The organism is Arthrobacter sp. NPDC056493 (genome assembly GCF_042795115.1).
GTDB lineage: Bacteria > Actinomycetota > Actinomycetes > Actinomycetales > Micrococcaceae > Arthrobacter.
The window spans coordinates 21,397-42,392 of record NZ_JBHTSL010000026.1 but is presented as its reverse complement, the minus strand read 5'-3'; the positions used below and the strand labels follow the sequence as shown (position 1 = coordinate 42,392).

17 protein-coding genes are annotated in these 20,996 nt (G+C 66.8%); 6 read left to right on the top strand and 11 right to left on the bottom strand.

What is annotated here, in order from left to right; genetic code table 11:
• Positions 1-83 precede the first annotated feature (83 nt).
• The 3 genes from ACFQ50_RS12345 to ACFQ50_RS12335 form a co-directional block, all read right to left on the bottom strand.
• Positions 84-677 (bottom strand): short chain dehydrogenase, encoded by a 594-nt coding sequence (locus ACFQ50_RS12345; RefSeq protein ID WP_377995828.1) that lies wholly within the window; start codon positions 675-677, stop codon positions 84-86.
• 51 nt (positions 678-728) lie between these two features.
• On the bottom strand, positions 729-1,385 hold the full coding sequence (locus tag ACFQ50_RS12340) for a GntR family transcriptional regulator (protein ID WP_377995846.1): 657 nt from the start codon (positions 1,383-1,385) through the stop codon (positions 729-731).
• 144 nt (positions 1,386-1,529) lie between these two features.
• Entirely contained in the window at positions 1,530-1,808 is a 279-nt protein-coding gene (locus ACFQ50_RS12335) for a hypothetical protein (protein WP_377995827.1), read from the bottom strand.
• A 208-nt stretch (positions 1,809-2,016) separates the two neighbouring features.
• On the opposite strand from ACFQ50_RS12335, the gene ACFQ50_RS12330 reads away from it, so the two are divergent.
• Positions 2,017-3,537: a CoA-acylating methylmalonate-semialdehyde dehydrogenase gene (locus ACFQ50_RS12330; protein ID WP_377995826.1), complete on the top strand. Its 1,521-nt coding sequence runs from the start codon at positions 2,017-2,019 to the stop codon at positions 3,535-3,537.
• Positions 3,538-3,674: 137 nt separating this feature from the next.
• On the opposite strand, the gene ACFQ50_RS12325 is transcribed toward ACFQ50_RS12330, so the two are convergent.
• Positions 3,675-5,273 (bottom strand): PucR family transcriptional regulator, encoded by a 1,599-nt coding sequence (locus tag ACFQ50_RS12325; protein WP_377995825.1) that lies wholly within the window; start codon positions 5,271-5,273, stop codon positions 3,675-3,677.
• 128 nt (positions 5,274-5,401) lie between these two features.
• Here ACFQ50_RS12325 and ACFQ50_RS12320 point away from each other — a divergent pair, with 128 nt between their 5' ends.
• Positions 5,402-6,775: an aspartate aminotransferase family protein gene (locus tag ACFQ50_RS12320; RefSeq protein WP_377995824.1), complete on the top strand. Its 1,374-nt coding sequence runs from the start codon at positions 5,402-5,404 to the stop codon at positions 6,773-6,775.
• A 72-nt stretch (positions 6,776-6,847) separates the two neighbouring features.
• Here ACFQ50_RS12320 and ACFQ50_RS12315 read toward each other — a convergent pair whose 3' ends face one another.
• From ACFQ50_RS12315 to ACFQ50_RS12295, 5 genes are all read right to left on the bottom strand, one after another.
• Positions 6,848-7,585, bottom strand: a complete 738-nt coding sequence (locus ACFQ50_RS12315; RefSeq protein ID WP_377995823.1) for a DUF624 domain-containing protein — start codon at positions 7,583-7,585, stop codon at positions 6,848-6,850.
• A complete protein-coding gene (locus ACFQ50_RS12310; protein ID WP_377995822.1) occupies positions 7,582-8,523 on the bottom strand; it encodes a carbohydrate ABC transporter permease in 942 nt (313 codons plus the stop codon). The genes ACFQ50_RS12315 and ACFQ50_RS12310 overlap by 4 nt, the downstream gene beginning before the upstream one ends.
• Complete coding sequence (locus ACFQ50_RS12305) at positions 8,523-9,449, bottom strand: carbohydrate ABC transporter permease (RefSeq protein WP_377995821.1); 927 nt, start codon at positions 9,447-9,449, stop codon at positions 8,523-8,525. Before ACFQ50_RS12305 ends, ACFQ50_RS12310 begins: the two co-directional genes overlap by 1 nt.
• Positions 9,450-9,451: 2 nt before the next feature.
• Complete coding sequence (locus ACFQ50_RS12300; RefSeq protein WP_377995820.1) at positions 9,452-10,729, bottom strand: ABC transporter substrate-binding protein; 1,278 nt, start codon at positions 10,727-10,729, stop codon at positions 9,452-9,454.
• Between the two features lie 63 nt (positions 10,730-10,792).
• Positions 10,793-11,806, bottom strand: coding sequence for a hydroxyacid dehydrogenase (locus ACFQ50_RS12295; protein ID WP_377995819.1), 1,014 nt, complete (start codon positions 11,804-11,806; stop codon positions 10,793-10,795).
• A gap of 203 nt (positions 11,807-12,009) precedes the next feature.
• On the opposite strand from ACFQ50_RS12295, the gene ACFQ50_RS12290 reads away from it, so the two are divergent.
• The 4 genes from ACFQ50_RS12290 to ACFQ50_RS12275 are packed head-to-tail and all read left to right on the top strand — an operon-like array spanning position 12,010 to position 17,865.
• Positions 12,010-14,064, top strand: a complete 2,055-nt coding sequence (locus tag ACFQ50_RS12290; RefSeq protein ID WP_377995818.1) for a heparinase — start codon at positions 12,010-12,012, stop codon at positions 14,062-14,064.
• Positions 14,061-15,212, top strand: coding sequence for a substrate-binding domain-containing protein (locus tag ACFQ50_RS12285; protein ID WP_377995817.1), 1,152 nt, complete (start codon positions 14,061-14,063; stop codon positions 15,210-15,212). Before ACFQ50_RS12290 ends, ACFQ50_RS12285 begins: the two co-directional genes overlap by 4 nt.
• A complete protein-coding gene (locus ACFQ50_RS12280; RefSeq protein ID WP_377995816.1) occupies positions 15,209-15,943 on the top strand; it encodes a ThuA domain-containing protein in 735 nt (244 codons plus the stop codon). Before ACFQ50_RS12285 ends, ACFQ50_RS12280 begins: the two co-directional genes overlap by 4 nt.
• Positions 15,943-17,865, top strand: a complete 1,923-nt coding sequence (locus ACFQ50_RS12275; protein WP_377995815.1) for a DUF2264 domain-containing protein — start codon at positions 15,943-15,945, stop codon at positions 17,863-17,865. The genes ACFQ50_RS12280 and ACFQ50_RS12275 overlap by 1 nt, the downstream gene beginning before the upstream one ends.
• A gap of 101 nt (positions 17,866-17,966) precedes the next feature.
• Here ACFQ50_RS12275 and ACFQ50_RS12270 read toward each other — a convergent pair whose 3' ends face one another.
• Together ACFQ50_RS12270 and ACFQ50_RS12265 are read right to left on the bottom strand one after the other, a co-directional pair.
• Positions 17,967-20,207, bottom strand: a complete 2,241-nt coding sequence (locus tag ACFQ50_RS12270) for a family 43 glycosylhydrolase (protein WP_377995814.1) — start codon at positions 20,205-20,207, stop codon at positions 17,967-17,969.
• A gap of 251 nt (positions 20,208-20,458) precedes the next feature.
• On the bottom strand, positions 20,459-20,968 hold the full coding sequence (locus ACFQ50_RS12265) for a MarR family winged helix-turn-helix transcriptional regulator (RefSeq protein WP_377995813.1): 510 nt from the start codon (positions 20,966-20,968) through the stop codon (positions 20,459-20,461).
• Between the last annotated feature and the right edge of the window lie 28 nt (positions 20,969-20,996).

The following is a 20,996-nucleotide window of genomic DNA, read 5'->3' as shown; positions in this document are numbered from 1 at the left end:
GCGATGGTTCGGGAGTGGCCCGGTCCAGGTGCGCCCCAAGTCAACGTGCGCCCCGGTCCGGCGTGGCTCAGTCCTGAATCGGCTCAGTCGAGTGCGAAGACCTGGCCGGTCTGGATGCCCTCAACGGACTTCACATAGGCGCGGCCAACCTCGTCGGCGGGCACCTGCGAGAATCCCGGGAAGAACTCGTGGTAGCCGGAAGCCTCGGCCAGGACCGTGGGGCTCACGGCGTTGATCCGGATTCCCCGGGGCAGTTCGGCGGCGGCAGCCATCACGAACGACTCGAGCGCGCCGTTGGCCAGTGAGGCTGCGGCGCCAGTAAGGATGGGCTCGCGGGCGAGGACTCCGCTGGTCAGCGTGAAGGAGCCGCCGTCGGAGATGTACTGCTCGCCGAGTTGCACCAGGTTGACCTGGCCGAGGACCTTGTCCTCGAAGCCGGACCGGAAGTCCTTGTCTGTGAGCTCGGCGAGAGGCTTGAACGGAACCGAGCCCGTGCAGGAGATCACGGCGTCCACTGTGCCTACCTGGTCGAACATGCGCCGGATCGAGTCAGGTTCGGCGAGGTCCACGCTGACGTCGCTCGAGCGGGAGGCCTCGATGACCTCGTGCCGTCCTTTGAGTGCTGCCACCGCGGCGGAGCCGAGCAGGCCGTTTGCGCCGACAATGAGGATCTTCATGGGTAGGTTCTCCTTCTGCTTCTGGTTGTCCAGCTACTTTTGCTTGTCCGGCTACTTTTGTTTGTCCAGCAGCGCGATGAGTTCCTTGGCGCTGTCTATCGTGTGCTCGGTGAAGGCCTTCCTGATGACCTCAAGGTCCTTGGTCCGGATGGCCCTCACCAGCTTCTCGTGAACGCGGTGGGCGCGGACGGGATCTGCGCGGGTGGCCTGGTCCTGGGCGAGGATGATGGTCACATGGGCCTCGGTGACGGGCCAGAGACGCAACAGAAGCGCGTTCTCGGATGCGGCCCATAGCTTGCGGTGGAAGGCCACGTGGCTTTCATGCCGCACCACCGGATCGGGGTCCATCTCCACGCGGCTGTACTCGGCCCAGCTTTCCTCAACCATTCGCATGCGGCGACCGGTACCGTCTTCGATGATCGCGGTGACCGCGAGCATGTCCAGGGCCATGCGGGTATTGGCGAGGTCCATGATGGCGGCCGTATCCAGGGAGGCCACGCGGAGCCCGCGGTACGGCTCCTGAATCAGGAGGCCCTCCTGTGCCATCTGGTTGAGTGCCTCGCGGACCGTGGGCCTGCTGACGTTGAGCCATTCGGACAGCTGGACTTCCGTCAGCTTTTCGCCGGGCTTGATGGTGCCCAGCACCACGGCGCGGCGGATTTCATTGACCACCCCGTCCCGCCGGGAAACGGAGGCCACGGGTGACATTCTCGCACGCAGGGATGTCGGCTCGGGTGACAGGTGCGTTTCCGACATGCGCTTCCCCAATTGCTAGGTTCTGGTCTGCCTTGTTTTGCAGATTGTCAGACAAGCCTAACCGCTAAACGCGCGCGCGTAAATGGGGTGGCGGGGTTATTGCGGCGCGGTTTTCAGCCACAGGGAGGGCGAGCCGCCGACCGCCGGCATGACGCTGCCCTGCCCCACAAACCTCGGGGCCGGCCCGGTTGCAGCCGACGTGGGTTCTGCAGGTCCGGCCCCGACCGAAGCGGACTGCAGTGGGTACCACCACCCGGTCTGCGGACAGTGTTCGCCGGTACGCACGGCGACTGCAGCCAACACGGAGGCGGCAATTGCTGTGGGCTGCGCGGCGGTGGCGGCGGCGGTGGCAGTGGTGGGGAAGCGTCGTTTCATGCGGACTCCTGGGTGGGCGTGCTGGTGACACTCACGGTAGGGCCGGGCACGCCGTCGTCGGGCCTGTACATATGTCGATGCGCAAGCGGCGAGCTTGACAAATGTTGGGCGCGGGACGCCGCGCGGTCCAATTACCGTGGCTAACAAGCCGCTCCGGCGCCCTGCCAATAAACGCCCCTGCCATCAAATCCTGAAAGCGAGAAGAAGCGTGTCAGAGAACAGCGTGTCCGAAAACCAGGAACTTCCCGTACTGTCCCACTGGATCGGGGGAGAAGAAGCCCTCTCCTCCGGTGACCGCACCGCGCCGGTCTTCGACCCCGCCAGGGGGATCGAAACCAAACGTGTAGCGCTGGCCAACGCCGCCGACATTGAAGCCGCGATCTCGTCGGCCCACAAGGCCTTTCCTGCGTGGCGGGACCTCTCCATCACCAAACGCCAGCAGATCATCTTCCGCTTCCGCGAGCTCCTGAACGAGCGCAAGGGCGAACTGGCCCAGATCATCACCGCCGAGCACGGCAAGGTGCTCTCCGACGCGCTCGGCGAAATCACCCGCGGCCAGGAAGTGGTGGAACTGGCCACCGGCTTCCCGCACCTGATCAAGGGCGAACACTCGGAGAACGTCTCCAGCGGCGTCGATGTCTACTCCACCAAGTCGCCGCTGGGCGTGGTCGGCATCATCAGCCCGTTCAACTTCCCCGCCATGGTGCCGCTGTGGTTCCTGCCGATCGCCATCGCCGCGGGCAACGCCGTGGTCCTCAAGCCCAGCGAAAAGGACCCGACGGCGGCCAACTGGCTCGCCGAGCTGTTCAGCGAGGCGGGGCTGCCGGACGGTGTCTTCAACGTCCTGCACGGCGACAAGGAAGCCGTCGACGGCCTCCTGGAGCACCCCGACGTGAAGGCCATCTCCTTCGTCGGCTCCACCCCGATCGCCCAGTACATCTATGAGACCGCGGCCCGGAACGGCAAGCGCGTCCAGGCCCTCGGCGGCGCCAAGAACCACATGCTGGTGCTGCCTGACGCCGACCTTGAGCTGACCGCCGACGCCGCCATCAACGCCGGCTTCGGTTCCGCCGGTGAGCGCTGCATGGCCATCAGTGTGGTGGTCGCCGTCGAGCCGGTCGCCGATGAACTGATCGAAAAGATCACCTCCCGCATGGCCACGCTCCGCATCGGCGACGGCCGCCGCAACTGTGACATGGGCCCGCTTGTCACCCGGCAACACCGCGACAAGGTGGCGTCCTACATCGACGTCGCGATCGAGGACGGCGCCAAGGTGGTGGTGGACGGCCGCGGCATCAACGTTGACGGCGACGAGAACGGCTTCTGGCTCGGCCCCACCCTCATCGACGACCTCCCGGTCACTTCCCGCGCCTACACGGAAGAGATCTTCGGCCCCGTCCTGGCCGTGGTCCGGGTCCGCAGCTACGAGGAGGGCCTGGACCTGATCAACTCCGGCGCCTTTGGCAACGGCACGGCGATCTTCACCAACGACGGCGGAGCGGCCCGCCGCTTCCAGAACGAGGTTGAGGTGGGCATGGTGGGCATCAACGTGCCCATCCCGGTCCCCGTGGCCTACTACTCCTTCGGCGGTTTCAAGGACTCGATCTTTGGCAGTTCCAAAGCCTACGGCCTGCAGGGCTTCCAGTTCTTCACCCGCGAGAAGGCCATCACCTCCCGCTGGCTCGACCCCAGCCACGGCGGCATCAACCTCGGCTTCCCGCAGAACTAACAAGTCGGCCAGGGAACTGAATAAAAGGACAGGGCTTCCGGCGCACATTCCGCGCCGGAGGCCCTGCCTCTTTCAAACCCTTCCTCAGGTCCTGTCGGGTTTCCCCAAACCCTTCCTCAGGTCCTGCCGTCAAACGACTAACCCTTCCGCGATTGGGTTTCTTCCAGGAACTGCACCGCGGCGAACAGCTCCAGCCGGTCGCGCATGCCATCCAGGTTCAGGCCCAGGATCCGGCCGGCGGCGTCTACCCTGTTCCGCAGCGTGTGCCGGTGGACGCCGAGGCGGCGGGCGGTCTTGTCCCAGACGCAGTCGTTGGCGAACCATTCCCGGACCGTGGCCAGCAGTTCCGTCTGCTCCGCCTGATCGTGCGCGACGAGCGGCTGCAGCAGTCCGCGCGCCACGGGCCCGGCCTTTTCCTCGCGCAGCAGACCCAGCACCCCGCCGTCGGACAGTTCGGAAAATTCGACGGCGGCCCTCCCCAATTCTGTAGCGCGCCGCAGCGCGCGGCTGGCTTCCTCCAGGGCGCCCGGCAGTCCGTCAATCGTCGTTTCGGAGGAGACGCCGCACGTGCCGTGGCGCTGCATCAGCTCCAGGACTTTGTCCTGGTGGGCGCGGCCCGAGAGGATCACCAACAACTCACCGCGCACGGCGTAAAAAACGGCACCGCGGTAGTCATCGGCCAGGAGTTCCAGCGCTTCGAGGAGGTTGGGAGCCGGATTCTCCTGCCGTGAGGCGGTCACGAACAGCGGATCCCGCGGCAACTGGCCCCACACCTGACGCGCCGTTTTAACGGCCACGTCGGTGCTGCCCGCCAGCAGCTGCTCGAAGACGCCGGCACGGAGGTGCCTGCGGGCAGTATCGAGGGTGCGGGCCTGCTCGAGTGCCAGGCTGGCCAGGCCGATCACGCTGTTGACGATGTCCGCCCGTGCCGGGTCCAAAGGCTCGATGGCTCCCAGGGCAAGCGCGCCGCGGAGGCTGCCCTTGCGGCCAAGGGTCTGCAGCGTCACCGACTGGCCCCCGATCTCCAGATACGAGGCGGAACGCGTCCCCAGGTCCAGGGCAGTGCGGACCTTCGCCGTGACGTCAGAGGCAATGTCGGAGGGAACCGGACGGTTTCGAGGCATCCGGACGTAGTTGCCGGCAGCGTCATAGAGTGCCACCCAGCTGTGCAGTTGGCGTTCCAGCTCCCCGAGAATCGAGGTCAGCCCGTCCGGGCGGAGGGCTGCGCGGGAGATGGCCCGCTGTGCCTGCAGCGACCATTCCGCCCGGGCATGTTCTTCTTTGGCCAGATAGTCGGCCACCATGCGGATGATCGCGATGAACGGTGTCCGGTCGGGGACTTCCAGCAGCGGCAGCCCGTGTTTCCGGCAGGCTTCTTCCAGTGCCGGCGGCAGCGTTCCGTGGATCACCTGCGTCGCGAACCCCAGGCCAGCGATGCCGTGCCCCACCAGACGCTCCACGTACTCGCCATAGACGGAGCCGGTTGGCACTGCCGGTGAGGGTCCCACGGTAGCCGCGTCCGCCGTCGTCGTCTCCGTCAGCATGGCGTCCACGGGGAACTGCGTGCCGTCGGTGAGCAGCAGCTGCCCGGCGTCGAGGAAAGGTGTGGGGTCCGCCAAATCGGAGCTGTGCACCCAGCTGATCGGGTCGTCGAGCTGGGGAGCCCCGGCGTCTGGCACCACGAGGCGGAGCTTCAGCGCACGGCTGCGGAGGAGGACGTTCAGGCTTGGCGGCATGCCGGACCCCTAGGGATGTGAAAACGTCGAACGGGCTTGTGCTGATTGTACAAAGGTATATGGGGCCGCGGCGGCCGGGAACCGGATGATGAAGGAAGTCCCCAAACCATCCATCGAGAGGAACCGTCATGGTCGCCAGCCAGGCAACACTGGACTCCGCAGTCACCAACGCCGCAGCCGCCAGCTCAGCCGTCAGCAGCGCTGTCTCCAACGCAGACGTCGTCGCCCTGGACCGGGCCAACGTCTTCCACTCCTGGTCGGCGCAGAAGTCCCTCAACCCGATGGCCATCGCCGGCGGATCCGGCAGCACGGTCTGGGACCACGACGGCAACACCTACCTGGACTTCTCCAGCCAGCTGGTCAACACCAATATCGGGCACCAGCACCCCAAGGTCATCGCGGCCATCGCGCAGCAGGCAACCAGCCTGGCCACGGTCGCCCCGGCCCACGCCAACCACGTCCGGGCCACTGCGGCTGCCAAAATCCTGTCGCACGCACCGGCCAATATGGAGAAGGTTTTCTTCACCAACGGCGGCGCGGACGCGAACGAGAACGCCATCCGCATGGCCCGCCTCCACACGGGCCGCGACAAAGTCATCTCGCGCTACCGCTCGTACCACGGCAACACCGGCTCGGCGATCGTGGCCACCGGCGACTGGCGCCGCATCCCCAACGAATACGCCCGCGGCCACGTCCACGTCTTCGGCCCGTACCTCTACCGCTCCGAGTTCTGGGCGGAGACACCGGAACAGGAAACCGAGCGCGCCCTGCACCACCTGCGCCGCGTCATCCAGGCCGAGGGCCCGCAGTCGGTCGCTGCCGTCCTGCTCGAAACCGTCCCGGGCACCGCCGGTATCCTCATCCCCACGCCCGGCTACCTCGAAGGCGTCCGGGCGCTGTGCGACGAGCACGGCATCGTGATGATCCTGGACGAGGTCATGGCCGGCTTCGGGCGCACCGGCGACTGGTTCGCGCTCGACGCGTTCAACGTCACCCCGGACCTCATCACCTTCGCGAAGGGCGTGAACTCGGGCTACGTCCCCGTGGGCGGCGTCATCATCTCCGGTGAAGTCGCGGCCACCTTCGACGAGCGCGTCTTCCCTGGCGGCCTCACCTACTCCGGCCACCCCCTCGCCGCGGCCTCCGTCGTGGCGTCGATCGAGGCCTTCGAGGAAGAGGACATCGTGGGCAACGCGGCCCGGATCGGCCGCGACCACCTTGAGCCTGGCCTCCGTGCGCTTGCCGAGCGGCATAGCGTCATCGGCGAGGTCCGCGGCCGTGGCGTCTTCTGGGCGCTGGAGCTGGTTCAGGACCGCGCCACCCGGACTCCGGTTCCCGCGGAATACATGGGTCGGCTCAAGGCCGAACTGCTGCGCCTTGGCCTGCTGCCCTTCATCGCGGACAACCGCATCCACGTCGTCCCGCCGGCCGTCGTGACGCCCGGGGAAGTGGCCACGGCCCTGGACATTTACGACCAGGCGCTCACCGCCGTCGTGCTCTAACCCTTGCGAGTTTTTGTCCAGATATCGCGACTTGCGGGCGGTTTAGAGCCCATTATCTGGACAAAAACTCCGCTAGCGGGAGTTGTTCGGGGCCTCGCGCCGCAGGGCCGCGGAGTATGCGTAGGCCGCGTTGCTCCAGACCACAAACACGAGAGGTGCGGGCGCCAGGGCCACACCCAGCACGGGCTGCAGGACGGCCGCCGACGCGATGATGCCGAGCAGCATCAGCATGGCCAGGCTGAGGTACCAGCGCTGGAGGCTGAGGTACAGGGACGCCCTGAGGATGCCTTTCAGCCCCGCGTCGGGCAAAAGTACGACGCCGGCAATCGCCGTCACTGCCAGGCTCACCGTCACGGCGGCTGCTACGACGATCAGAGGCACCAGCACGGCAGCCGCCGGCATGGCCTGGACAATCGCCAGATCCACGCCGAGGAACAGCAACACAGCTACGGCGCCCAAGCCGAGCGACGCGGCCCGCTTGAAACTGCGCCTGTATCCCAAGAGGAAGGCGGCAACCGGCGTGACCGCACCGCCGTCGTCGTTCAGTGAGCGGAAGGCCTCGAAGATGCCGGCGAGGGACGGCGCCACGGTGACCGAGAGCGCCAGGAAGAAGGGCCAGGCGGCCGCGGGGTCGGCCACCAGGGCGAGGCAGAGCACCAACGGCGCGTTGGCCACGGCCAGCAGGACGTTTCCGGCCAGGAAGGTGTAAACGAATCCGAATACGGTCCCGAAGGTATGGAATCCCGGTCCGGCCCAACGGCTTGACCGATGCTGGTCGGCCTTGTGCTGCTGCCCGCCCAAGGTGGTCATCCCTTCATCCCGCTCGTCGCGATTCCCTGGATGAAGTAGCGCTGGCCGATCAGGAAGATGATGAGGATCGGGATCACGGAGATCACAGAGCCGGTCATGATCATGGCGTATTCGGCGTCGAACTGGCCCACGAAGGACCGCAGCCCCAACTGGACCGTCCAGAGCCTGTTGCTGGTGAGGTAGATGAACGGGCCCATGTAGTCGTTCCACGTGTTGACGAACGTCAGCAGCGCCAGGCTGGCCAGCGCAGGCTTGGACAGCGGCAGGATCACCCGAGCCCAGATGCCATATTCGCTGAGGCCGTCGATCCGGGCGGCTTCGCAGAGCTCGTCCGGAATGGTCATGTAGTACTGGCGCATCAGGAACACGCCAAAGGCGCCGAACGCCTGCAGCAGGATGAGGGCATTGAAGCTGTTGGTCAGGCCCAGCTGCTGCATCATGATGTACTGCGGCACCATGTACGCCTGCCACGGCACGGCGATGGTGCCGATGTAACCCAGGAAGAGCACATCGCGGCCGGGAAACCGGACCTTGGAGAAGCCGTACGCCGCCAGGGACCCGGTGAGCACCTGCAGAACCGTGATGATCACGGACAGGTACAGCGAATTCTGCAGGTAGCCCAGCATGGGGATCCGGGACCAGATATCCGTGTAGTTGCTCCACACGAACTCAGAGGGGATCCACTGGATGGGAACCGTGAGGACCTGGTTGTTCTCCTTCAGCGAGGAGGAGACCATCCAGATGAACGGCACCATGAGCGCCAGGACCAGCACGGCGAGCACGCCGTAGATGATGGCGTTGGTGGTCCGGACCTTACGTTCCCGCCTGGAGCGGTTCGACCCTTTCATACGGGAACGACGGCGGTCCACCGGTTCCGGCGCCACGTTGCCCGCCGCGAACGGCGCCTCGGCTTTAAGGTCTTCGGCCGTGTTGGTCATCAGCGTTCCCTCCGCTGTTGGATCTTGAATTGCAGGACGGTGACCGTCAGGACGATGAGGAACAGGACCAGCGAGATTGCCGACGAGTAGCCGAACTTCCCTTCGCCGATGCCCTCCTGGTAGATGAGCTGCGAGAGGACGGTGGTGGACCGTCCGGGACCGCCGTTGGTCATGACGACGATGAGGTCGAACACCTTGAAACTCGAGACCGTCAGCATGACCACCACGAAGAAGGTGGTGGGCCGCAGCGACGGCAGGGTGACGTTCCAGAAGCGCTGCCAGGCGCTGGCGCCGTCCACTTCGGCTGCTTCATAGAGTTCGGCGGGGATGGCCTGCAGGCCGGCCAGGTACAGGACCATGTAGTAGCCCATGTCGCGCCAGACGCTGGTGATGATGACGGCGGGGAGGGCCCAGTCTGAGCTGGAGGTCCAACCCGGCGCTTCGGCTATGCCGATCGCGTGCAGGAACTGGTTGACGGGGCCACTGTCCGGGCTGAACAGCATGTTCCAGACGACGGCGACCGCCACCAGGGAAGTGATGTACGGGAAGAAGATGGCCACCCGGAAGAAGCCGATGCCCTTGAGCTTGCGGTTCAGCAGCATCGCGAGGACGAGGGCCAGGGCCATGGTGAGGGGCACGTGGCCGAGCGCGTAGACCACGGTGTTGCGCAGGGCCACCCAGAACGAGTCGCTGGCAACCATTCGCTCGAAGTTCTTCAGCCCCACCCACTTGGGGGCGCTGAACGAGGTCCATTCCATGAAGGACAGGGCAAACGCGGCGAGGACGGGAATGAGCGTGAAGGCCAGGAAGCCCAGGAAGTTCGGCAGGATGAACGTCCAGCCGATCAGCGTGTTGCGCCTGGCCTGCTTCCGGTTGCCGCGGCTCTGCACGGGGGCGGAAGCCCGGGTGATTGTTTCTGTAGTCATGGTTACTTCAGGACTTCGTCCTTGACGCGCTTGCCCATCTCAGCGATGCCGTCAGCGACGGAGCGCTCGCCGACCATGATGAGGTCGTGCTCCTGGTTGAGGATTTTGTCCGTGGCTGCGGACTTGTCGCTCACCGGCATTTCGAGGGTGGTCTGATCCGGCGTGAAGGCCTTCTTGGAGAGAGCGTCGGTGGGCAGGCCGTCCAGCTTGAAGTACTCCGCCGTTACTGCGTCGTTCTGAAGGGCCGGCACGACACCGATCTTGGAGATGGCCTTGGCGCCCTCTGCGCCGGCTGCCCACTCGATGAACTTCTTGGCCTCATCGGAGTGTGCCGCGTTCTTGTTCACCGCGAACGCGGTGGGGGAACCGAACGTGCTGACCTTGCCGTTGGCGTCCTTCTGCGGCAGCGGAGCCAGGCCCCAGTTGACGTTGGTCTTGCCGTCCTTTTTGGCCTGCAGGATGCCGGCGATGTACCAGGTCCCCATGGGCATCATGGCTGCCTGGCCGGTTTCGAACATGGTGCGGTAGCTGGTCTTCTGGCTCTTGGCCGTGCCGAAGTCCAGGGTGGCACCGCTCTTCTGCAGGTCCAGTGCGGTGTTGTACTGGTCCTCGAAGAAGCCGTAATCGCCGCTGATCTGGTCCCCGCCGTTCTGCGCAGCAGCGATGGCCTGGACCACTGACCGCCAGATGTGGTGGTAGGTGCCGTAGACTTTCTTGCCATCCGCCGTGCTGGTGAGTTTCTTGGCGATCTCCGAGTACTTCTCCCACGTCAGGTCCTTGGGATCGTCGATTCCGGCGGCCTTGAACAGGTCCTTGTTGTAGTACAGCAGCCAGAAGTCCTGCCGGTACGGTGCGGCAAAGTACTTGCCGTTCATGTCGAAGGCGTCCAGGCTGGCCAGGTGCTCCTTGCCCACCGCGTCCACCACGCTGCTGATCTCCTGCAACTGGCCGTTGTTCGCGTACCGGGCGTAGTCGATGACGTTCTTCATGGTCAGCACGTCAGTGGTGTCGCCGCCGGCCAGCATGGTGGTGACCTTCTGCGGGTAGTCGTCGGCCAGGATGTCGACGGGTTCGATGTCCACGTTCGGGTGGGACGCTTCATAGCCGTCAAACAATGCCTTGAACTCCGGCGTTCCCTCGTAGTTCCACACGGACACTGTGAGCTTGGTCTTGCCGTCCTGGCTGCCCGTTTCCGCGGGGCCGGCGGCGCCGGCGCATCCTGTCAGTCCAAGTCCGGCGGTGACGGCGAGGGCGATCGCCGCGAGGGTAGTGCGCTTCATTGCGGTTCTCCTAGGTAGGGGATGGTCCGCCGCTGCTGCGGCGAGGTCTTTCGGGTGGTTGGCTCAGGCGCTCAGGCCGAGGTCTTCGGATACCACCTCTGCCACCAGCGCCTGTCCGGTGAGGTAGCGTTCGAGGTCGTCCAGGGCGGCGTCCGACATCCTGCGGGTCTCTGTTCCCAACGATCCTGCGATATGCGGGGTGAGCACAACATTGGGCAGGTCATACAGCACTGATCCTGCGGGCAGGGGCTCGGGTTCGGTGACGTCGAGGATGGCATGCAGGCGCCCGGCGGCGCACGCTGCCTCCAGGGCCGCGGTGTCCACCAACGAGCCCCGGGCGGTGTTGATGAGGGTGGCGTGGTCCTTCATGGCTGCCAGCTCCCGGGCGCCGATCATGTTCCGCGTCTCCGGCAGGGCCGGTGCGTGGACGGTGACGACGTCCGACACCGGCAGCAACTCATCGAGGCTCACCAGCCGCCCGCCCGCGGCCGCCACTTCAAAGGGGTCCGCATGCGGATCAGACACCAGGCAGGTGACATCCTGCAGCTGCTGCACCAGCTGCACCACGCGGCGGCCGATGCGGGAAAAGCCGATAATCCCGATGGTGCGGCCAATGTTGCCGAGTTCGCCGCGGGACGTGGAATAGGACCAGTCCTCACGGGAGGCGCGGGCATCATTGGTGAGGAACTGCGCCTTCTTTCCCGCCAGCACAATGGACGCGAAGGTGAACTCTGCGACCGGGATGGCGTTGGCGTCGGCGCCGTTGGTGACCAGGATACCGCGTTCCCACAGTTCGTCGCTGACGAAACTGCGCACGGTACCGGCGCAGTGGAACACCGCGCGGAGCTGCGGCATGCGCCCGAGCCTTTCCCCGTCCAGCCGGGGCACGCCCCAGCTGGTGAGCAGGATTTCCACTTCGGACAGCTGCGCGGCGAGTTCCGGTGCGTCGAGGCTGTCGGTCCAGAGCTGTCCGTCGAGGTCCACCAGGCCGGCAAGCCGCTCCAGCCGCGAAGCATCGAACTGGTCCGCCATGGTTCCGCTATTCATGACCAGCAGTGCCTTGGGCTTGCGCGTCATTAGTGGGTTCTCCCTTCTTTTTCTCGTGCCAAAGGCCAGCTTTTTGCGCCGATCCCTATGGCTTGCATCACGTTCGATATTCATTAGATACTCATGAAAATAAGAACTCAATCAGGCAAATCATGCTTGATCACAAACGATCACATTCGATCATCACCCGCATTTGAAGTAGCCCAGCGGGGATCCCAGACCAAGGAGCAGGCATGGCGGCAGGACAGGAGAGGGCGGCTGTACCCGCTGGGGCGGGTGCTGCCAGCAGCGTGCAGGCTTTCCCCCTCGCCGGCGTTTGGGGGACAGCAGCTGAACCCTCCGGGCTTCGTCCGGCTCTGGATGGCGCGAAGGGCAGGCTGACTGTCAGGCCGTCCTCCGAACGCCATGCCTGGCTGGCCATCCCGGACGAGGCTGTCGCAAGCCTGGCCTCTCAGGCAACCGCCGAGCGGGGATCGCCCTGGCCGCAGCCCCTTGTCTCCCACTACGCGCGCTACTTCCGCGACGGCAACAGGACGGACTACGAAGGGCTGGTTGCTGCCAGGCAGCAGCGGCTCACGAGGGCCGTCATCATGGCCGCACTCGCCGATGGGGCATTAGGCGACGGGCCAGAGGTTGATGCGGCCCCGGACAGCCAGCCAGAGGGCAGCGTCGCGTGGCTCGATGAAGTCATCGACGGCGCCTACCTCCTGTGCGAACAGAGCTCCTGGAGCTGGGCGGCGCACGACGACGTCGGGGACCGCAGCGGGCACGTGGTGCCGGACCGTGGAATGCCCTTTCTGGATCTGGGGGCCGGGGAAGTGGCTGCCCAGCTTGCCTGGCTGGACCTGGTGCTGGGCGACGCCCTGGACGGGCGTGCCCCCGGCCTGCGGAAACGCATGAGGGAGGAAGTGCTGGAGCGGGTGGTCCAGCCATTCCTGGACAGGATGGACTGGCACTGGCTGGGCCTCGACGGGGACGTGCACAACTGGAACCCCTGGATCCACTCCAACATCCTGGCCGCGGCCGTCATCCTGGTTGAGGAACCGGGGCTGCGGGCGGCCACCGTGGCGCGCTGCATCGAAGGGCTGGACCGCTTCCTGGCTTCCGTGCCCGCGGACGGAGCCATCGACGAAGGCTTCGCCTACTGGTGGAACGGTGGAGGGCGTGCGCTGGAGGCGCTGGCACTCCTCGAGGAGGCCACCGGCGGAGCGCTGAACGCCGACATCCCGGTCATCCGGGGGCTCGCGGCGTTCCCGCACCGCATGCACCTGGGGCACCACTGGTTCCTCAACGTTGCCGACGGCCCGGCCCGGGCTCCCCGCAACCTCCCGTGGGACATGCTCGGCCGGTGGGCTGACCGGTTGGGCGATGCAGACGCGGCCCGCCACGCCCGCGCGTTCGAAACGACCCGGCCGGATGCGGCGTCTGGCCTGGGCAGGGTGCTGCATGCCCTGTTCCGCCTCGCCGCCGACGAGGCAGCCGCCGGAAAGACCCCTGCGGTGTCGCCGCCGCTGACAGGTTTCACCTACTTGGATTCCGTGCAGATCATGGTGGCCAGGGAAACGCCAGGCGCGCCCACGGGGCTGACGCTGGCGGCAAAGGGCGGCCACAACGGCGAACACCACAACCACCGTGACGTCGGTTCCGTGGTCGTCGCGGTCGACGGCGTTCCCCTCCTCGTCGACGCCGGCCAGCCCACCTACACCGCCGAAACGTTCGGTCCCAACCGCTACTCGATCCGGGCCATGCAAAGTTCCTGGCACAGTGTTCCCGCCCCCTTCGGCCTGGAACAGGGAACCGGGGCGGAATTCGCCGCAAGTGTCCTGCACCATCCCACCGCGGAGGAGCCCCGCCTGGTGCTGGACCTGGCGGAGGCGTACGGCATCGGCCCGGCCTCGAACTGGATCCGTTCCGGCGCGCTCGACCGGCCGGGATCACGGGCGGTGATCGCCGACAGCTGGTCGCTTGCGGACCCGCCTGCGTCCGGAACGCCCGACGTCGTCATCCACTATCTCCTGGCCGGAACCGTGCGCCTGGGGCCGCCGGGCACGGCGACCGTTTCGGCGTCGGGAATCCCGGACGCCGGCAGCCCGGACCCCGGCGCCCGGCGGGGAGCGAAGCTGACCTGGGACCCGGCGTCGGCCGCCGTGGAGGCAGACGAATGGGCCTTGGACGATCCCCTCCTGTCCGACGTCTGGGGCGCCCGCCTCACCCGGCTGCGGTTCAGCATGCCGGCCCAAAACCGCGCCGCAGGCGCATTCACCCTCACCGTGGAGGCAACACCATGAGCCCGGAGCAGGCCACCGAAGCCAACGGCAAAGCACTCTTCTCCCTGCAGCGGCGCGAGCGGCTCATGGAGGAACTGCGCGCACACGGCGCCATCACCGTCCGCGACGTGGCCGCCAGGCTGGGCGTCAGCGAACTCACCATCCGCCGGGACGTGAACATCCTCGCCGACGAAGGGCTCCTCTCCCGGGTGCACGGCGGCGCCACCCTGCCCAGCCCGCTGGACCGCACAGCTGCCGGGACCCGCCAGCACGCCAACCGGCACTGCATCGGCATGGTGGTGCCCTCGCTGGACTACTACTGGCCGCAGGTCATTGCCGGCGCCCGCGAGGCGGCGGATGACCTGCAGGTCCGGATCGCCGTGCGGGGTTCCACGTATGACGCCGCCGACAACCGGCGGCAGGTCCAGGCCCTGCTGGACACGCAGAACATCGACGGGCTGATCGTCGCACCGACGATGACCGGGCCGGCCGGCCAGGAACTGCTGCGCTGGCTCAACTCCCTGCCCATTCCCGTGGTCCTCGCCGAGCGGCGCTCGCCGGCCGAAATTCCCGCCCACCGCCTCGAATGGGTGGCAACCGACCACGCCTTCGGCGCCGGCATGGCCGTCCGCCACCTGTGGCAGGAGGGCCACCGGAAGATCGGCTGCATGACTGATTCGACCAGCCCCACCAGCTCGCATGTGGTGCGGGGGTGGCAGCAGGCCATGGCCGCCCTGAAAATTCCGGTCGAAGCCTCCGTCAGCGAGGATTCGGCGGGCATCCTGGGCGCCGACCGGGATGAGCACTTCGACAGGATCCTGCAGCTGTGCCGCGAGACCCAGACCACCGCCATGCTGGTCCATTCCGATACGCAGGCCGTGGCCTTCGTGCAGCACTGCGTGGACCGCGGCATTGACGTGCCCGGAAGCATGGCCGTGGTGGGGTACGACGACGAGGTAGCCTACCTCGCCGAGCCCGCGATCTCGGCCGTCCGCCCGCCCAAACGGTACGTGGGCCTGGTAGCCGTGCAGCTTGTCGCGTCGCGGCTCTCCGAGGGCCGGAACCGGCCTGTACACCGGATAGAGCTGAACCCGGACCTCATCGTGCGCGAATCCTCCGTAGGCGGTCCGCAGCTGGCGGGCGACTACGCACTGGAGGACTCGCTGTGAGCGGACCCGGCGCCGCCGGCCCCGATGGCAACCGGCCCGCCGCACTGCTGCTTACCGGAACCGGCCGCTACGCGGACCCCTGGCACCCCTTTCCGGAAACGACGGCGGCCCTCGCACGTTTGTTGACGGAGGCTGGCATCGAGGTGCGGGTGGCCGGCGACGTCGATGACGCCCTGGCGCGGCTGGACCCTGCCGACCTCTGGCCGGATCTGCTGGCGGTGAACGTGGGCCTGCCCAGGGACGGCCGGGCTTCCCCGGGAACGGCTGCCGCAATGCGCGGGCTGGAGCGGTGGGCGGCGGCCGGTCGGGCCCTTCTGGCCTGCCACGTCAGTGCGACGAGCTTTGTGGACTGCCCGGCCTGGGAGGACGCACTCGGCGGCCGCTGGGTCCGCGGCGTCTCCATGCACCCGGAGTACGGGGCCGCAAAAATCCTGGTCCAGCGCGATTCCGGTCCGCTTGCCGAGGGTATTCCGGACTTCGAGCTGGACGACGAACGCTACAGCTGGCTGCGAACGGGCGCGGACATCAACGTCCACGCCGTTCATTTACATGACGGCACGTCGCACCCGCTCCTCTGGTCCCGCGCGGCCGGCAGCTCTCGGACCTTCTACGACGCCCTCGGCCACGACGCCGCCTCCTTCAATTCACCCGAGCACCTGGAAATCTTGCGGCGAGCCATCGCCTGGCTCGTCCCGGATGCCGGCACACTTCAACCCCTTAGGACCCGATGATGCCTCCCAGCACCCTGGTGCTCCCTGCCCCGGACACCCGGCTCTCGCCCTACACTGGCCTCACCCGCGACCACTGGTGCAGCTACGCCGATTTCCTGCTCCGCTCCGCCCACCGCTACGCCACCGACAACCACGCGAACATCCACCTTCCCGGCCCCGGCAGCGCGTACGGGCCCCGCAGCGATTCGCTGGAGGCCTTTGCCCGCACGTTCCTGATGGCGTCCTTCCGGATGGCGGGCGATCCGGAGAACACGGGCTGGCTGGCCGAATGGTACGCGCGGGGCCTGGACGCCGGAACCAACCCCGCCTCGCCGGACCGCTGGCCCACGCCCGGGGAGCTGGACCAGGCCAAAGTCGAGGCAGCATCACTGGCCGTGGGCCTTGCCCTGACGCGGGAGATCCTCTGGGACAAGATGCCGCAGCGGGTCCAGGAACAGCTGGTGGCCTGGTTCGAAACGGTCATCGGCGAAGGGTATCCGCCCATCAACTGGGTCTGGTTCCAGATCGTCGTGGAAACGTTCCTGGCGAGCGTGGGAGGACGCTCTTCCGACGAGGACATCGACGCCGGCCTCGCGGTCCACGACTCCCTGTACCGCGGCCACGGGTGGTTCGCCGACGGGCCGGAGCGGGCCTACGACCACTACGTGGGCTGGGCCTTCCACGTGTACCCGCAGCTGTGGGCGCTCATGGCGCCGGAGGACCCGCGGGTAAAAGCCCGCCGGGCGCTGGACGGCGGCCGGCTGGCCGACTACCTCGACGACGCCGTGCACCTGGTCGGTGCCAACGGCTCACCGCTCATCCAGGGACGCAGCCTGATCTACCGGTTCGCTGCGGCGGCCCCGTTCTGGGTGGGCGAGCTGTCCGGGCACACGAGGCTCAGCCCCGGTGTCAGCCGCCGCGCAGCGTCCGGAATGCTGGACCACTTTGCGGGCCACGGCGCCATCACCGGCGACGGGCTCCTGTCCATCGGCTGGCACGGGGAATTCGCCGGCATGAAGCAGTCCTACTCCGGCGGCGGTTCACCCTACTGGGCCTCAAAGGGCATGCTGGGCCTGGCCCTGCCGGCAGACCACCGGGTCTGGACCGCGGCCGAGGAGCCGCTTCCGGTGGAAGTTGGCGATACCAGGAGGCTGATCGCGGTGCCGGGCTGGCAGGTGGACGGCACAGTATCCGACGGCGTGGTCCGGATCCGCAACCACGGCACCGACCACGCCAACGCCGGGGACACGGTCACCGACTCGCCGCTGTATGCCCGGCTCGGGTACTCCACCCACACCTTCCCGGACCTTGGGTCCGAATCCCTGGACAACGCCGTCGTACTGGTGGACGACGGCGGCCGGCTCACCCACCGCACGGGCTTCCGCGCCCTGGCGCTGTGCGACGCCGGGGGACTGCTCGTGGGCGCCTCCGGCGGTGCGTCGCACTGGATCAGCGTGGACGCCGACACCGGGGCCGACCACGGCAGCGGCGTCAGCGGAAATGCGGCACCAGGCCCGGAACTGACCGTGGTCTCGGTGACGCGCGGCCCCGTGGAGCTCCGGCTGGTCCGGGTGCGGGGAGCCGCGGCGGGCAGCACGGCGCGGCTGCGGATTGGCGGCTGGCCGGTCGACGACGTGAGTTCGCTGAGCAGCCGGGTGCGCGGCGTGCCGGGCTGGGGCTGCCCCCTCGATGAGGCGGGCACGGTGGTGCGCAACGAGCCGCACCCGCTGGGGCAGCGGTTCTCCGTCCCGTGGGTGGGCACCGCCGGCCCGGCGCTCGACGGCGACTATGCCGCCGTCGTCGGCCTCGGCGGTGACGGGACAACGGAGGCGCTGGACGGCGTCCGCTACGTGCCGGGCAGCGGAGGCGAAGACTCCGGCCGGTTCGACTTCGCCGGCGGTTTCTCGGTGGACGTTGCAGCCATCTGGCGCACAGCGGGCTGAGTTGGACCCCAGCAAGCGCGAACGGACACTTGACCCCCGGTAAATCCAGGGCTCAAGTGTCCGTTCGCGTGCAAGGGTGCGTGCAGCTACCGCGCGGGGGCTCAGCCGCCCGTCGGCAGCCCGTAGACGGAGACCTCCTGGAGGCCGCGCGCCCACGTTGCCCGCTGGTTGTGCACCACGTCCCAAACGTCAAAGACGTCCACCTTGACGTACCGGTAGGTGCCGGACAGGGCATGGCTCTTGAAGCCCACGAGGTTGTTCTGCCGGTTGTCCACCGCCTCGGTCCACGTCACGCCGTCGTTGCTGACCGAGACGGCGTAGCGGTGTGCGGCGTCGGAGCCGCCCACGGTCCGGGCCGAAATGTCGATCCGGTGCAGGTCATACGGCTGCTCAAGGTCAACGGTCCAGGAGAACGGCACCTTGTCGCTCTTGTAGTACTCGGAGACGCTGTCCCAGGGATCGAGGTCGTGCGAAACGCCGTCATTGGCCACGTCCGCGCCGTACCGCTGCGTGGCCGTCTGGACCTCCGACGTCACACCGCTGGAGGTCGCAGGTTTCCCAAGGGAGAGAAGCCGAGTGTTCGGGGCCTTGATCTTGCCAGCGCTGAGGTTGATGTCCAGTTCCGGCACGTAGGACAGGCTCATCTGGCCGTTAGTAATCGCCAGCGGAAGCCACACATAGTTTGACTGCACCAGGGCCTGCGGATTCCAGCGGTCGCCAAGGTAGACGTACTGGTGCTTGCCGTTCTTCCCGATATCGAGGATCTGGGTCGGCTGGCTATGGAAGGTGGTGTTGTCTCCAACCGGCTTCTGGTCCTCCCACTTACTGGGATCGGAGATGTCCGTGGTGCGCGTGTACATGGCCTGGTTCGGGTACCAGCCTGACTGCTTGGACGTGATCATGTACGTGTAGCCGCCCTCGCGGATCAGCGCAGGTGCCTCCCGGGACTGGCCCACGAACATCGGGTACTGCGTGGTGGGGATGACGTCGGTGTAGTCGGCGGTCAGCTGCCAGACGCGCAGGTAGATGTGGTCCTGGGCGGTGACGAGATAGGCCTTGCCGGTCACCGGATCCTGGTAGAGCGTGTAGTCGCGGGACCCGAAGCCCATGTTTTCGCCCGTCAGGAGCGGGTCGGGGTCCTTGCCGTCCTGCGTGTAGTGGATGGTGGTGCCGCTGCTGGTCGCGTACAGCCGGACCTGGCTGATTGGGTCAGGGTAGCTGCCGCCCGGAACGGAGATCACCGGCGGATAAACCGGAACCTCTTCGTCCGCCGCGGCAAGGCGGTAGCCGGCCGTGGTCACGGGACTCTTCTCGGAGCCGCGCACTGCGATGGCCTTCACCGTCTTGGCCTTGTCCAGGCGGATGGGCGTGCCGGGGGTGTAGGCGGCCGAAGCTGCCGGGTCCGGTTCGGTGCCGTCCGTGGTGTAGTAGACGGTGGCGTCCGTTGCGGGCGGGGTGATGAAGGCGTTGTCCTGGCCGTTGGGATTAACGACGGCGGCGCCCCCTCCGGTGGGCTGGGCGGGCCCGATGACGGGGGCCTTTAGTTCCGCCGCGCGGCTGGCCCCGATGTTGTATTCGGCAGTTGCCACCGGCGACTGCTGCTCCGTGGGGTAACCGTCCTTCATGACCACCGAGGTTGCCTTCAGGGTGGTGTCGAAGCTGACCTCGGACAGGTTCTTCACCGCCGCTCCGGAGGCCACTGTGGCCGGGTAGTCGGCTTTGGCGGGTGTGCCGTTGGGCTGCGTTTCGCCGACCACGGCGCCGACGCCGTCGGCATTTCCCGCTCCCGGGCGGAAGTGGCCCTTTGCGGTAACCGTGTACGGTCCCTCGATCTTGTCCGCGGTGGCGACGACCACTTCCGACGCCGCATAGCCGTCGAACATCTCGTAGTGGCCCCAGAGCACGAACTTCTTTGTGGCCTCGTTGTACAGCAGCTTGGGCCGCTCCACCTTGCAGTGTGCCAGCACCTTGTTTCCATTGGTGTCCAGCGTCTCCGGGCTCAGGGCCGCGCCCACGTACTCCCAGTTTTCCAGGTCCGTGGTCTTGTACATGTTGACGCCTTTGAAGGTGGCCCGGTTATGGGACTTGTCCTCCCCAACCCAGTAATAGACGCCCCCATGCTTGAGCGTGAACCCGCCGTGGGCATCGATGGGGTTGCCGTGGGTATCCAGGTACGGCTGCCCGTTCGGGATGGCTGAGTACATGTTCTTTTCCTGCGCCGTTGCCGGGGCGGCGGCCGCAGTGGCGCTGGCCGGCACGGTGCCGGTTGCGGCCGCTCCGGCCAGGAACGCTGCGGCGGTGGCGAGGCAGACCGCCCGCCCGATGGTCCTGCGTCTTTGCATGGTTCTCCTTTGATCGACCTGTGCTGGGGCTCAGGCCAGATTCTTAGGAAACGTCCGGCACGGCAACAAGATGGGCGTGCTTGGTCGGGCTTGATCAGGGTCGAACGCGCTGCGGAGGTGGTTGAGCCTGTCGAAACCCGGCGCGAACTGGCAGCTAATGCCCTCAAAACGGGGATTTGCGGGCGTTAGCTGCCAATTCGCGCTGCGGAGCGAGGCTTAAGTGCTCGTTCGCGCTGAGTGGGGTGCTTCGCCTAGGCCGTTGCCTGGTCTTCGTCGGGGTCAGCTTCCGCGTTGAGGCCAGCCTGGAGAGTGTGGTCGATCTGCGCGGCGTCGATGAGCTGCGTCATGGCCACGTGGATGTCCTCCGCCTGCGCGCGGGTGAGGCCGAGCTTGGCCAGCATGGTGCCGGGCACACCCAGGGCCTTATCGCGGAGAGCGGTTCCCTCGGGGGTCAGGCCCACGGCAAGGGAACGTTCATCCCCGGGGACGCGGCGGCGGGTTACGTAGCCGCAGGCCTCGAGACGCTTGAGCAGCGGTGAAAGTGTGGCCGGGACCAGCAGGAGGGCGTCGCTGATCTCCTTGACGGAACGCGGGCTCTTTTCCCACAGCGCCAGCATGACCAGATACTGCGGATGGGTCAGGTTGAGCTCCTGCAGCACGGGCCGGTAGGCGCTGATGACGGTGCGCGAAGCGACAGCCAGAGCGAAGCAGAGCTGCCGCTCGAGCAGGAGGTCTTCGTCGCTCCCAGAAGGGGAAGTCATGAAGCCATGATATCGAAGTGGCAAATCC

Excerpts from the sequence above, each read along its gene's own strand:
- ACFQ50_RS12265 (WP_377995813.1), bottom strand. The coding sequence starts at position 20,968 with ATGACTTCCCCTTCTGGGAGCGACGAAGACCTCCTGCTCGAGCGGCAG.
- ACFQ50_RS12305 (WP_377995821.1), bottom strand. The coding sequence starts at position 9,449 with ATGACTACAGAAACAATCACCCGGGCTTCCGCCCCCGTGCAGAGCCGC.
- ACFQ50_RS12285 (WP_377995817.1), top strand. The coding sequence starts at position 14,061 with ATGAGCCCGGAGCAGGCCACCGAAGCCAACGGCAAAGCACTCTTCTCC.
- ACFQ50_RS12320 (WP_377995824.1), top strand. The coding sequence starts at position 5,402 with ATGGTCGCCAGCCAGGCAACACTGGACTCCGCAGTCACCAACGCCGCA.
- ACFQ50_RS12340 (WP_377995846.1), bottom strand. The coding sequence starts at position 1,385 with ATGTCACCCGTGGCCTCCGTTTCCCGGCGGGACGGGGTGGTCAATGAA.
- ACFQ50_RS12270 (WP_377995814.1), bottom strand. The coding sequence starts at position 20,207 with ATGCAAAGACGCAGGACCATCGGGCGGGCGGTCTGCCTCGCCACCGCC.
- ACFQ50_RS12325 (WP_377995825.1), bottom strand. The coding sequence starts at position 5,273 with ATGCCGCCAAGCCTGAACGTCCTCCTCCGCAGCCGTGCGCTGAAGCTC.
- ACFQ50_RS12290 (WP_377995818.1), top strand. The coding sequence starts at position 12,010 with ATGGCGGCAGGACAGGAGAGGGCGGCTGTACCCGCTGGGGCGGGTGCT.
- ACFQ50_RS12310 (WP_377995822.1), bottom strand. The coding sequence starts at position 8,523 with ATGACCAACACGGCCGAAGACCTTAAAGCCGAGGCGCCGTTCGCGGCG.
- ACFQ50_RS12315 (WP_377995823.1), bottom strand. The coding sequence starts at position 7,585 with ATGACCACCTTGGGCGGGCAGCAGCACAAGGCCGACCAGCATCGGTCA.
- ACFQ50_RS12300 (WP_377995820.1), bottom strand. The coding sequence starts at position 10,729 with ATGAAGCGCACTACCCTCGCGGCGATCGCCCTCGCCGTCACCGCCGGA.
- ACFQ50_RS12295 (WP_377995819.1), bottom strand. The coding sequence starts at position 11,806 with ATGACGCGCAAGCCCAAGGCACTGCTGGTCATGAATAGCGGAACCATG.
- ACFQ50_RS12335 (WP_377995827.1), bottom strand. The coding sequence starts at position 1,808 with ATGAAACGACGCTTCCCCACCACTGCCACCGCCGCCGCCACCGCCGCG.
- ACFQ50_RS12345 (WP_377995828.1), bottom strand. The coding sequence starts at position 677 with ATGAAGATCCTCATTGTCGGCGCAAACGGCCTGCTCGGCTCCGCCGCG.
- ACFQ50_RS12275 (WP_377995815.1), top strand. The coding sequence starts at position 15,943 with ATGCCTCCCAGCACCCTGGTGCTCCCTGCCCCGGACACCCGGCTCTCG.